We start from the raw sequence: 10,873 nt of genomic DNA on the forward strand, positions 1-10,873 counted from the left end.
GCTAGCAAAAGCATCTCGTAGAGAAGTGAAGTGATACTTTCGCGGTCATGATCGAGACTAAGATAGAATAGCAGCAAATCTTACTCAGTAAACAACATGAAACATCAATATTACTGGTTAGGGAAAATTACATTGGCTCTATTCTTAGTTAGTTTTTTATTCTCTTGTCGTACCAAAATCGATAGGTCAACAGAACAAGGTCAAGCTATTGCTCAAGAACAACAAAAAGAACTGACAATTAGCTATGGGGATCTGATTATCAAGGAGCAGTCAGATTATGTGATGATACCTGTGAATGTTAAAGAGACTGATAGAGATCAAGGCAGCATTTTAGATTCCTCTCGTTCTTATAAAGAAAATTATTCTCCTTTATACAACTTAATCTTTTATCGTAAACAAGACGGCGAAACTCATCTACTACTAGATAAAAAAGCAATTATCAATACCTACGAGTGGATAGAAACAAAATCTGCTGGTAAACCCCCTACAAGAGTTTGGTTATATCGAATTATTGATCAAGATACTAACAAAGACAAAAAGCTAGATGCACAAGATGCTGTAATTGGCTATATTTCAGATGTATCAGGAAAAAATCTTCAGCAGGTTACGCCACCAAACACCAAAGTCCTGAATTGGGTTGTTCTCCCCAGTCAAAATGCAGTTTTTATCAGAATTATTAAAGACTCTAACGGGGACAATAAATTTACATCAGCAGACAAGACAAATTTTGTTCGGGTTAGTCTTGAACAACCCAAGATGGGGACGGAAATTATTAGCGAATCCACAGAACAGAAAATCAAATCTTACCTAAAGTAAGACAATTGAGATGACTATTTACCTTCATTATTTCCCTGATTTTCTAGTTCGGGAACAGGATCATAACCACCAGGGTGGAAGGGGTGACAACGTAATATGCGCTTTGTCGCCATCCAGCTACCGCGAAACACGCCAAACCTCTCAATAGCTTCAATTGCATACATCGAACAGGTCGGTTGAAAACGACAAGTGGGAGGAAATAGGGGTGAGATAAATATTCTGTAGCCTTTAATCAACCAAATAAATAATTGCTTCATCATCGTCGCCCAAATCTTATACATTGATAACAAGGGTAAAACGTTTTCTATCTTGTAGCACCTTTGTTAACTCAATTTCCTGATTTCATCCTCACCCCACCACTATGGCTGCAAATTACCATTGTTGCAGCTTGGGTGTTTTTAATTCTAGCGATCGCCGGATTTGTCAATCGTTTTGCAACTAAAGACCCGGAGATTCTCCGCAAAATAGTGCATATTGGTGCTGGTCACGTTATTTTAATTGCTTGGTGGCTAAATATTCCCGCCAGCATCGGCATCGGTGCTTCTATCTTAGCGAGTATTGTCACTTTACTATCTTACATTCTGCCAATTCTCCCTGGTATCAATAGTGTCGGCAGACAAAGTTTAGGGACATTTTTCTACGCTGTTAGCGTCGGGGTATTAGTCGCTAGCTTTTGGTCTCTACAACAACCACAGTATGCAGCTATTGGGATGATGGTCATGTGCTGGGGTGACGGACTCGCTGCTTTAGTAGGTCAACGTTTTGGTCAACACAAGTATAAAGTGTTGGGAACACAGAAAAGCTGGGAAGGTTCTTTAGCCATGTTTTTAGTCAGCTTTTTAGTCTGTTTTCTGATTTTATTGGGTGTATTTGGCAATATTTGGCAAATTTGGGCAGTATCCCTAGCAGTTGCCTTTACTGCTACTAGTTTAGAAGCCTGTTCGTTTCTGGGTGTTGATAACTTGACTGTACCTTTAGGTAGTGCAGTTTTAGCATATGTGTTAATGCAGTCATGGTACTAAGCATTCAGCAATATGGCAATTATCAAAATTCGTAGATTGGGATTAATCGGAGCGATCGCCATTGGTTTGATTTTACGTTTTTGGGATCTAGAACTCAAACCTTTGTGGATGGATGAAGTGATTACTGCCATCTTCAGTTTAGGTAAAAATTATCATGATTTACCTTTAGATGTATTGGTTAATCTCCAAGATATCCCCAAGATTTTTACTTTTCGGTCTGGTGTTAGCTGTGGCGAAATTGCTCAAAATCTGACTAATCAATCTACCCATCCTCCCCTATTTTTTTGTGGGATGTATCGCTGGCTAGGATGGATAGGAATATCTAGTGATGACTGGGTGATGAAATTGCGATCGCTACCCGCGTTATTTGGTGTCGGGGCGATTGTGGCGATATATGCCGTCAATTATCGTGCTTTTTCACAAATATCTGGCATAGTAGCCGCCCTGTTCATGGCAGTGTCTCCCTTTGCTGTCTACCTTTCTCAAGAAGCGCGGCACTATACTTTACCTATGTTCCTCATCACTTTATCCTTATTGGGACTAATGCAAATCCAACAGGATATAAGTCAGGAACGTGTGAGATTTAAGGTATGGTTTTTCTGGACTTTAGTTAATATTATCGGGTTTTATACTCACTATTTTTTTATTTTAGATTTTATCGCCGAGATTTTCACTTTGTCACTATTAATTTATCGGTCTAAATACCAAAATTCCAGCTTTACAAGAAAGATTATATTATATTTTTGTTTATCTATTACCACTATTATTATTTGTTTTCTGCCTTGGCTATTGGTGACTTGGAATCATGCTCAACGGTCTGAAACTAGTTGGCTCAATTCTCCTGGTATTTTCGCACCTTTTTATCAAACCCTGCTCAATTTGGTGTTAATGGTAATCGCTTTACCAGTGGAAAATCAACCATTAATCATCACCATTATCTGCGGATTATTGATGTTAGTTTTTGCTGTGTGGTTAGGAGTGAAGTTATTTCCCAGATCCCAACAGCTATGGAAACAAGATAAAACACATGGAGCTACATTCACACTACTCATGTTTACAGCTGGTGTGATGTTACAGTGTCTGGCGATCGCTTATTTATCCGGTAAGGATATTACGGCTATTCCCCGTTATAGCTTTGTCTATTATCCCAGTTGTTGTGCCTTGCTGGCTGCTAGTTTGAGTGAAATTCCGCCTGCAAAAAGCCGAAATTTTCAACTATTAGCAATTTTGCTAATAGTTGGGGTATTAAGCAGTCTTTTCGTCGTGACTAATTTTGTCTTTCAAAAACCATTTCAACCAGAACAGGTGGCGCGCAATATGAATTCTGCACCATCTTTACCTGTGATGTTGGTAGTTACCTATGATAGTTACCAAGATATCGCTTTAGGACTAAGTTTTGCACTGGCCTTAGAGCAGATCAGAAATCACACATCCCATTCTGATGGTTTTATTGCTGTCAGTAGATCGCCTGATGTATCCAATGTCTGGAAAAAACTATCACAACTCTCAGTTAACGTCACATCACCTTTACATTTATGGATAGTCGCCCCAGGACTCAGACGCAGGGATTACCCTCAACAGTTAAATTTATCTGCACAGACTACCTGTCAAATTGATCCGCAACATCACTACCGCATCGGTGTTCCCTACCAATTGTACCAATGTAATTTTTTGGAAAAGTCGTAATACTTTGGACAAGGTTTTGTAACCATCTTGTCACAATAGCCGCTTAGAATTGTCTATAAGTAAACTTTATGTTTGCTCCTCACACCATACAAACCGCCTCTGACTATGTAAATAGCAGAGGCTTTTTATATTTTCGTTACTAAATTGCAGACATTTTGTGAGAAAAAATATATTTTTGTAAAAAAATGCGGTATACATCAATACTAATGCTTAGTTAAACAGTAAATAATTATTTGCTGCAACTAAATTAAATTCTCACTTAGATGGATATCTATCAGTCGAGTCTCTTGAATACCAAAAAACAAGCATTGGTAAAAGTTGCACCCTGCACACCAGTCCTTGAAGTTATCTATCTGATGAATCAAACACAAGCCAGTTGCGTACTGATTCTAGAACAGGTAAAACTTCTAGGTATTTTTACGAAAACCGACCTCGTGCGATCAGCTACGCTAGGCGGAACGCCATCGCTGACTGCTCCAAGGGAGTTAGCTGATATAACTATTGCTGAGTTTATGAGCCAACCTGTAGTCACTTTAAGTGAAACAGAAGCCCAGGATCTGCCAACGATTTTCAGGAGACTACAACAACATCAGATTAACCACTTACCCGTCACTAACCATCAAGGAGAGTTATTAGGCTTAGTGACATCAGCCACTATCCTAGATATATTACAAAACTGTCATTCTTTTCAATTACTGCAACTGACTGAATTACTCTCCCAAAAGGAAACACCTTCTTGCACCTTTGAATCTCGCTTAAACGATATTCTCAATAGTGCAGTTACCACTTCTATCGTGAGTTTTCGGGTATTTGCTAATTACGATTGGGAATATGAATATCAATCTCTGGGTTGTGAAGCCATATTTGGTTATACATCCCAGGAAATTATCCAAAATAAGCATCTATGGATGTCAAGGGTTCACCCAGAAGATGTGGAAACAGTAATTATGCCCTTGTTTGCAGATATCTTTGCGGGTCGTACCAGCACCGTAGAGTATAGATTTTATCATCAAGACGGTTCTCTCCGGTGGATTTCTGCTACTTACACTTCCCGCCAGGATGTAGAGAACAACTACTGGGTGGTGACAGGGATTAGTAGTGATGTCACAAACCAAAAACAAACAGAAGCAGCTTTTAAAGCCAGTGAAGAACGATGGGAATTAGCGATCGCCGGTACAGAAGAAGCCATTTGGGACTGGGATATTACTAATGATCAAACCTTCCGTTCCCACCGTTGGTATGAGTTACTAGGTTACAAACGCCACGAACTCACCACCTGGGATGGGGAATGGACGAAACGCATTCACCCTGATGATTACGAACGAATTTTAGGTGAGCAAACAGCTTATTTACAGCGACAAACAGACAGCTACAGTGTTGAGTATCGTCTACGGCGAAAAGATGGGAGTTATGGATGGTTTCGCTCCCGTGCTAAAGCTGTGTGGGACGAATCAGGAAATCCCGTCCGCTTAGTTGGTTCTCTGGGAGATATCAGCGATAGCAAAGCCACAGCAATGGCTTTACAAGAGCGGGAAGCTATGCTGCGAACCATTGGTGATAACCTCCCTAATGGGGCAATATATCAAGTTGTTCGAGACGTAGATCGTAGCGATCGCTTCACATATCTGAGTGCAGGAATTGAAACCTTAATGGAAGTCACCGCCGAAGATGCAATCCAAGATTACAGTTTACTTTACCATCAAGTGATCGCAGAAGATATTCCCCAATTCACCACTGCCATTGAGGAATCTTACCAGTATCTTTGTGTATTGAATACCCAAATTCAAATTTGCACCCCTAGTGGTCAAAGAAAGTGGTTGCAGATACGTTCTACACCCCATCGAGATCCAAGCGGTTGCGTGATTTGGGATGGATTAATAGTAGATATTACTGAAACAAAGAACAATGAAGAAACACTCCGCAAAAATCAAGCATTATTAGCAGAATCACAACAAGTCGCCCGTTTGGGTAGTTGGGAGTTTGATTTAGTTACAGAAAAAATTACTTGGACACAACAGTTATTTCACCTCTTCGACTTAGATCCCACCCAACCAGAACCAACTTATCAAGCTAATCTCGAACTGTATCATCCAGAAGATCGGGAAAAATTAGACCAAGCTGTCAAGCGGTCTATGCTGACAGGTGAAACTTATAAATTGCTCCTGCGTAAATTCACCACGGATGATGCTCTCACTTACATTGAAAGCATCGGACACGCCGAGTTTAACAATCAAGGTCAAGTCATTCGCCTGTATGGTACTGCCCAGGATATTACTGAACGCATCGAATCTGAAGAAAAAGTCCGTCATAGTGAAGCAAGACTAGCTACTACGCAAAAAATAGCCCATGTTGGCAGCTGGGAGTTGGATATCAATACACACCAGCGCAGTTGGTCAACGGAAAGTTTTGAAATTTTTGGCTTAGATCCCCAGCAACCGGAACCAACCCCAGCCGAATTTTTAGCGATGGTTCATCCAGACGATCGCGTCGTAGTACAGAGTCACTTTACCGCAACCATTGCACATAATAGCCTGTTCTCCTGTGAATATCGCATTATTCGCCCTGATGGCTCCATTCGTTATCTAGAATCTAGAGCTGAAGTAGCCCAGGATAGACAAGGAAAAGCCATCAAGCTCATTGGAGCAATTCTAGATATTACAGAGCGTAAACAAGCTGAGTTAGAAATAATGCTCAGTCGCAACCTGCGGGAAGCTATTTTTAATGAATCTGCTGACGCGCTGTTTTTGGTGGACACAGAAACTTTAATCATCATTGATTGTAATCAGCAAGCCGTCAAAATGTTTGGCGCATCCAGTAAAGCGGAACTCATCGGGATTGACGGTCGAACTTTACGCAAACAAGGATTAACCCCAGAGGAAATGGCTGATTGCATTAACCAAATTAATCGTCAAGGTTTTTCTAGTAAAGAAGTCGAATGCGTCACTAAACAGGGGAATGTTTTTTGGGGAAACCTGGCTGTAAAACGCATTTTGGTTGCTGGTGAAGATATTAATCTTGTCAGGGTGACAGACATTACACAACAGCAAGCAGCAATGCGCGATCTCCACCAAACCAAACAAGCACTGCTAGAGCAAGAACAATTTTTACGTAGTATTTACGATAGTGTAGGGCAAGCAATTTTTGTCCTTGATGTGATTGATGGTGATTTTCGCTATGTCAGTTTAAACCGCACTCACGAGGTACTTACAGGTCTTTCCCTGAGTGAAATCAATGGCAAAACTCCAGACCAAATTCTGCCAACAGATGCAGCAGCAAGAGTACGCAAAAATTATCAAGATTGTGTTAATAATGGAGCCATTATCACCTATGAAGAGTGTTTACCATTTCAAGGTCAATTAACTTGGTGGATTACTAGCCTGACTCCTTTAAAGGATAAAAACTCACGGATTTATCGAATTGTTGGCAATAGTATTAATATTAGCGATCGCAAACGCACTGAGCAAATGTTAGAATTGCAGGCGGTAATTGCTCGCAACATGGCAGAGGGAATTCTTTTAGTTAGAGCCTCTGACGGTGTAATTGTCTACACTAACCCCAAATTTGATCAAATGTTTGGGTATGACTCTGGAGAATTAATCGGTCAGCATATCTCGATTGTGAATTATGCCGATAGTCCAGAAGCAGCAACAGCAGTTCACGAAGCGATCGCTACTAGCCTTACCCAAAAAATAGAAATTACCTGTGAAGTACATAATGTTAAAAAAAATGGGACACCTTTTTGGTGTAGTGCCACCATCTGCGTCTTTGAGCATCCTGAATATGGTGCAGTCTTTGTAGCTGTGCAGCAAGATATTACAGAACAAAAGCAAGCAGGAGAAAAAATCCAAGCATCATTAAAGGAAAAAGAAGTATTACTCAAAGAAATTCACCATCGCGTCAAAAATAACTTGGGAATTGTCAGTAGTCTCCTGCAAATGCAGTGTAGACGTACCCAAGATCATCAAGCCACAGCTATTCTTCAAGACAGTCAAAATCGGATTGCTTCCATTGCACTCGTACATGAAAAACTCTACCGTTCCGATGACCTGGCGAACATCAATTTTGCTCAATATATTCCTGACTTAACAACACATCTCTTTGACTCTTATAATGTTAATTCTAATCAGATACAATTAAAGATCCAGGTTGAAAACATCAGACTCGACATTGAGACTGCAATCCCCTGTGGCTTAATTATTAACGAATTAGTTTCTAATGCTCTAAAATATGCCTTCCCTGTGAATTATAGAGGCGAAATTCAAGTAATTTTGTCCCAGATCACCAACCATGATTTAACACTTACTGTCCGTGACAACGGCATCGGATTACCTGCGGAATTTGAGCAGAAAAAAAGCAAAACTCTCGGTATGACTCTGATTCAAGGTCTAGTCAAACAGTTGAGAGGTCAGCTAGAAATTTACAGTCGCCAGGGAACGGAATTTAAAATTTCCTTTACAGCAGGTAGGGTATAAGTATGGTCACTCTTTCCTCAAATAAACAGAATATGGCAACTATTAAGGTGTTAGTTGTCGAAGATGAATATATCTTGGCCATCAATCTCCAAGAGACCTTAGAATCCTTGGGCTACACTGTTGTCGATATTGCCGATACAGCCGAGTTAGCAATTACTAAAGCTAGCGAATTACGCCCTAATTTAATCCTCATGGATATTCGATTAAGAGGGCAAACTGACGGTATCCAAGCCGCAGAAATTATTTGGGATATTCTTCAAATTCCTATTATTTACGTCACAGGACATTCTGACCAAAGCACTGTAGAAAGAGCTACACTCACCTTTCCTTTTGGTTACATCCTCAAACCTATTAGGGAACAAGAACTGTATGTAGCTATTCAAACAGCACTCAACCGCTACGAACGTGAACAATTTTTGTGTTCTGTATTGCGGGGAATGGGGGATGGAGTAATTGTGATTGACACACAATTAAAAATTAAATACATGAATCAAGTTGCCGAAGCAATTACAGGATGGCGACTCAATGAAGTCAAAAATCAAATAATTACAGAGATTTTAAAACTGATTGACGAAAAATCTCAACAACCTGTACAAAATCCTCTCATCTTTGCTATCCAACAAAAAAGCACCGTCTATTTTAGTGGTAACACTCTCTTAGAAACGAAAGATGGTTCACTCATACCAGTTGCAGATAGTGCAGCTTGTCTAAAAGACTATTATGGTGAAGTGACAGGAGCCGTTATGGTGTTCGCGATGACACCCAAAGGCGAATTACAGAAGAACGTAACCTAGCGGCTGAACGTTCTCGTCAACTAGAACTGCGAATTGCAGAAATGCAAAAAATTAATCAATTGAAAGAGGATTTTTTAGCCGCTACCTCCCATGAAATGCGAACGCCATTATCAAATATGAAAATGGCTATAAATACACTAAAAAATATTATCGAACAACAGAATATTTTCAAAGCTTTTGCGACAGAAGCTTTTGAAACTACATTACATTATTTAAATATTCTTAATCATGAATGTGAACAGGAATTAAACTTAGTTGATGATTTGCTGAGTATGCGAATCATGGATGCAGAAGTTTATCCTTTAGAATTAACTAAAATTCAAGTTCAAGAATGGCTACCTCAGTTAATTCAGGGATTTCACAATATTACTCAAACTCAACAGCAAATTTTGGAAGTTAGTATTGCACCAGATTTACCAACTTTAGTTTCTGATTTAAGTATTTTGCATCGGATTTTTTCAGAGTTACTTACCAATGCTTGTAAGTATACTCCTCCAATGGAAAGAATTACGGTAACTGCCCATTTTACCAATAACCCCAGCCGTAATGAAAATCCAGTTGTTAAAGATGACGGCATTGAATTTCACTTATTGCCATCTTTACAAATCAGTGTGCATAATTCAGGGGTAGAGATTCCCATAAAAGAACAATCTCGTATTTTTGAACCCTTTTACCAAATTCCTCAAAACAAAATACCAGATAAGCTATCAATTTTTGATAAAACTTTACCTATCAATAAATTTGAGGCTTGGCAAAATCGCAGCACAGGCTTGGGGTTAGCATTAGTAAAAAAGTTAGTGGAGTATCTCCAAGGTACAATTGAGGTAATAAGTAGTAATAATTTAACCACTTTTACAGTACAGTTACCTTTAAATTTAATGGTAAAGAAAGAGATATTAACAGGGAATAAGGACTAGTCAATAATGTTACTAGCTTCAGTTCACCCCTTTTTTTAAAGGGGGGTTAATACAAATTCAAAATTCAAAATTCAAAATTCAAAATTAAGAAAATGAGACTCAGCATAGCTTGTGGCGTTTGCAGTTGAATCACATTTTTAGTGAATTGGTATGATACCAATTCGTATGGAATAACGTCCCGCTTCTCTACGAGACGCTACGCGAACGCTAACACATACTATAAGATTTGTGTGTACCGTAGTGGCAAAAGGGGAGGAAATATATTTTCTTGTTTCCCTTTTGTTAAAAAGTCACCACACTGCGAATTGATTCACCTTTGTGCATTAAATCAAAAGCATCATTAATTTGCTCAATAGGCATTACATGGGTAATTAAATCATCAATATTAATTTTTCCATCCATATACCAATCAACAATTTTCGGTACATCTGTGCGTCCCCTCGCACCACCAAAAGCTGAACCCTTCCACACGCGTCCAGTCACTAATTGAAACGGACGAGTGCTAATTTCTTGTCCTGCACCTGCTACACCAATAATTACACTCACACCCCAACCTTTGTGACAGCATTCTAAGGCTTGACGCATGACTTTGACATTGCCGATACATTCAAAGCTGTAATCAGCACCACCTTTAGTTAAATCAACTAAGTAACTAACTAAATCTCCCTCTACTTCATTGGGGTTGACAAAATGTGTCATCCCAAATTTTTCTGCCAAAGCGCGCTTGCTGGGATTAATATCTACCCCCACAATCATATTTGCTCCTACCATCCGCGCCCCTTGGATGACATTTAAGCCAATGCCCCCCAAACCAAACACTACTACATTCGCCCCTGGTTCTACTTTGGCAGTATAAATAACTGCGCCTATACCTGTAGTTACGCCACAACCGATGTAACAAACCTTGTCAAAAGGGGCATCTTCCCGAATTTTTGGCAACGGCGATTTCGGGCAGCACTGTATAGTTAGCGAACGTAGAAGTACCCATGTAGTGATGTATCATTTCTCCGCCAATTTTGAAGCGGCTAGTACCATCAGGCATGACACCCCGCCTTGGGTAGAACGAATAGCTTGACAGAGATTTGTTTTAAAGCCTGAGACAATAAGCACATTGGCGGCACTCAGGTGTGTATAAGGGAATGACATGATCTCCTGGCTTGACACTG

At 39.8% G+C, this 10,873-nt stretch carries 7 protein-coding genes and 1 pseudogene; 6 read left to right on the forward strand and 2 right to left on the reverse strand.

What is annotated here, in order from left to right:
• Nucleotides 1–96: 96 nt before the first annotated feature.
• Nucleotides 97–816: a hypothetical protein gene (locus CV014_RS28365; RefSeq protein ID WP_236145067.1), complete on the forward strand. Its 720-nt coding sequence runs from the start codon at nucleotides 97–99 to the stop codon at nucleotides 814–816.
• Nucleotides 817–830: 14 nt separating this feature from the next.
• Here CV014_RS28365 and yidD read toward each other — a convergent pair whose 3' ends face one another.
• A complete protein-coding gene (yidD, locus tag CV014_RS28370) occupies nucleotides 831–1,073 on the reverse strand; it encodes a membrane protein insertion efficiency factor YidD (RefSeq protein ID WP_236145073.1) in 243 nt (80 codons plus the stop codon).
• Between the two features lie 63 nt (nucleotides 1,074–1,136).
• Here yidD and CV014_RS28375 point away from each other — a divergent pair, with 63 nt between their 5' ends.
• The 5 genes from CV014_RS28375 (at nucleotide 1,137) to CV014_RS28395 (ending at nucleotide 9,707) form a co-directional block, all read left to right on the forward strand.
• The gene (locus tag CV014_RS28375) at nucleotides 1,137–1,838 is read left to right on the forward strand and encodes a diacylglycerol/polyprenol kinase family protein (RefSeq protein ID WP_236145068.1); all 702 of its coding nucleotides are present in this window, start codon (nucleotides 1,137–1,139) and stop codon (nucleotides 1,836–1,838) included.
• A 12-nt stretch (nucleotides 1,839–1,850) separates the two neighbouring features.
• The gene (locus CV014_RS28380; RefSeq protein ID WP_236145069.1) at nucleotides 1,851–3,524 is read left to right on the forward strand and encodes a glycosyltransferase family 39 protein; all 1,674 of its coding nucleotides are present in this window, start codon (nucleotides 1,851–1,853) and stop codon (nucleotides 3,522–3,524) included.
• Between the two features lie 287 nt (nucleotides 3,525–3,811).
• Nucleotides 3,812–7,996, forward strand: a complete 4,185-nt coding sequence (locus tag CV014_RS28385) for a PAS domain-containing protein (RefSeq protein WP_236145070.1) — start codon at nucleotides 3,812–3,814, stop codon at nucleotides 7,994–7,996.
• A 32-nt stretch (nucleotides 7,997–8,028) separates the two neighbouring features.
• The gene (locus tag CV014_RS28390; RefSeq protein WP_236145071.1) at nucleotides 8,029–8,790 is read left to right on the forward strand and encodes a response regulator; all 762 of its coding nucleotides are present in this window, start codon (nucleotides 8,029–8,031) and stop codon (nucleotides 8,788–8,790) included.
• A 41-nt stretch (nucleotides 8,791–8,831) separates the two neighbouring features.
• Complete coding sequence (locus CV014_RS28395) at nucleotides 8,832–9,707, forward strand: sensor histidine kinase (RefSeq protein WP_236145072.1); 876 nt, start codon at nucleotides 8,832–8,834, stop codon at nucleotides 9,705–9,707.
• 282 nt (nucleotides 9,708–9,989) lie between these two features.
• Here CV014_RS28395 and CV014_RS28400 read toward each other — a convergent pair.
• A pseudogene (locus tag CV014_RS28400) lies at nucleotides 9,990–10,873 on the reverse strand (zinc-binding dehydrogenase); the annotation flags it as partial.

It is taken from the genome of Nostoc sp. CMAA1605, assembly GCF_021596505.1.
GTDB lineage: Bacteria > Cyanobacteriota > Cyanobacteriia > Cyanobacteriales > Nostocaceae > Trichormus.

Bases quoted from the DNA above. Each gene is read 5' to 3' on its own strand.
- CV014_RS28365 (WP_236145067.1), top strand. From the start codon at position 97: ATGAAACATCAATATTACTGGTTAGGGAAAATTACATTGGCTCTATTC.
- yidD (WP_236145073.1), bottom strand. From the start codon at position 1,073: ATGAAGCAATTATTTATTTGGTTGATTAAAGGCTACAGAATATTTATC.
- CV014_RS28395 (WP_236145072.1), top strand. From the start codon at position 8,832: ATGCAAAAAATTAATCAATTGAAAGAGGATTTTTTAGCCGCTACCTCC.
- CV014_RS28380 (WP_236145069.1), top strand. From the start codon at position 1,851: ATGGCAATTATCAAAATTCGTAGATTGGGATTAATCGGAGCGATCGCC.
- CV014_RS28390 (WP_236145071.1), top strand. From the start codon at position 8,029: ATGGCAACTATTAAGGTGTTAGTTGTCGAAGATGAATATATCTTGGCC.